Origin of the sequence: Streptomyces sp. NPDC048483 (assembly GCF_040651455.1) — a bacterium.
Taxonomy (GTDB): domain Bacteria; phylum Actinomycetota; class Actinomycetes; order Streptomycetales; family Streptomycetaceae; genus Streptomyces.
Genome location: NZ_JBEZJZ010000253.1, coordinates 1 through 1,897, shown reverse-complemented (window position 1 = coordinate 1,897; position 1,897 = coordinate 1). Strand labels below are relative to the sequence as shown.

At 68.6% G+C, this 1,897-nt stretch carries 1 protein-coding gene and 2 pseudogenes; all 3 read right to left on the bottom strand.

Annotated features, from left to right (window positions below; translation table 11 throughout):
• Nucleotides 1-308 (bottom strand): annotated as a pseudogene (locus AB0D04_RS42640) (IS1380 family transposase); the annotation flags it as partial.
• A gap of 201 nt (nt 309-509) precedes the next feature.
• Nucleotides 510-815 (bottom strand): annotated as a pseudogene (locus tag AB0D04_RS42635) (transposase); the annotation flags it as partial.
• A gap of 243 nt (nt 816-1,058) precedes the next feature.
• Nucleotides 1,059-1,897, bottom strand: an 839-nt coding sequence (locus AB0D04_RS42630; protein ID WP_362712874.1) for an IS701 family transposase, incomplete at its 5' end; no start/stop codon positions are given.

The window sequence follows — 1,897 nt, the reverse complement described above, 5'->3', positions numbered from 1 at the left end:
GGGAAGCGGCCGAAGCCGGTGCTCTTGCCGCACCGGATGTGGTCTTCGACGGTGGCGTGTCCGCGGTGGCGAACCTCCAAGAACTGCGCGGAGCCGCCGCCGGAGTATGGGCTATCGGTAAGGGACACCTGGTGCCGCAGGCCCTCGTCGTGATCGAACAGGGACAGTTGGGCGCCGGGGTGCGGTCGCTCGCGCCGCACGGTAATGCGGGTGCGGGCCGGGTTTCCGGCAAGGTCGACCATGCCGGTCAGCTCGGCGGCCTCGGCGCTGTCTCGAAGTGTCCCGTTCTGGTCCAGTGCCGGGTGCCAGACCTGCTTGGTAGGAGCGAGGGTCCCCGCAACGATGGCAGGCATAGGGGTCGGCGTGCCCGGCGCACGGTCCGCACACGCACACGCGCACGCGTTGCCTGCGTGCGATCAGAACGCGGGTCCGCCCGCAGCTCGGACAGCGGGCGGGCCGGCGGCGGGCGTTGCGGTAACACGACTTGCACACCGGGCCCAGTGGCCACCTCGGCGCTGGACGCACACGGTGTGCGTGCCCTTCTTCATGTCCCCGGTCTCATCGACGACCAGCACCGCGTCCTGATCGCGCAGATGTTCCAGCACGTACTCGCGGACATCGTCGCGTACGGCGTCGGCATCCCACCGAGCCCGGCCGAGCAGGTGCTGCATGCCGTCCGGGCGGGTCTCCCCGGCCCACTCGGCGATGCTCCAGCAGTTCTTGCGCGGCAGGTCCGACAGCAGCCCCAGCACCAAGTCCCACACCCGGCGCCGGGGCTCAACCCGCGCGAACCGGCCCGCTATCCGGGACGTCAGGACCTCGAACGCCTCCTGCCGGCGGGCAGGGTCTACGTTGTGGCCCGCGGCCGCCGCATGATCTTGAGTCTTCACACATCGATGATCAGCGGTGGGCGTACTCGTACCCGCCCTCGGCAGCAAGATCACGATCTACGGCTGGAGTACTAATACTCCAGCCGTGCTTCTCCATTTGTGCTGGTCAGCGAGCCTGTTTCGAGTCTAGTTGGCTGACGCTCCGTCAGGGTAGTTGCTGTTCGTGACTCACCCGATCGGGGTGCGTGCGGCGCTGGTAGTGGCAGCAGCGTGCGATGGCTTGGTGGCGTCGGCGCCAGTGCGACCAGCGGAGCCGATATTCGGGACCAGGTAGCCGGGCTGCTGGGGAATGGGCAAGGTCCAAGAGTCGCCGCACTTCTGCCACGGTGAGGGGAAGGAGGCTGACGGATTCGTTTCTGCGACCCCCTTTTCGGCGGCTGTGGCCGACATCGCGGCGAGGAAGGCGTGGGCGAGCATGGCCAGGGTGATGTGGCGGTACCAGCCGACGTAGCGGCGGACCTCGTACTGGTCCAGGCCGCACTCGTTCTTCGCGGCCTGGAAGCACTCCTCGATGGCCCAGCGGGAGCCGGCCACGCGGACCAACTCGGCGACGGCCGTCTCGCGTGGTGCGAAGGCGAGGTAGTAGGCGATCTCGTCGGGGCGGGCCAGACTACGACGGGCCAGCACCCAGCGGTGGTGCGTGGGTGCCTCGCCGTTCGCGTCGTCGACAGCGGGGAGCTTGGCTGCTGCCCAGTCGTAGACCCGCGGCCCCTTCGCGCCGTCCCCGCACGAGATCCGCTCCCAGGCGTCGTCCGGGGCGCCGGTCAGGACATGGTCGATGCGCCAACTTCCCGCAGGCGACTTGACCTGCTGCGACTTGGGAACTGCCAGCACATAGCCCACACCGGCTTCCTCCAGAGTCCGTCGGAAGCCCCGCTCCTGCCCGTAGGCCGCGTCAGCAGTCACCCAGGCTGGGAGCGCGGAGCCGAGCGCACGCAGCACCATCGCACGCGCCATTTCGGGCTTCGTCGCAAAGGACTTGTCCTCTGGGATTCTCGCTGTCCGAC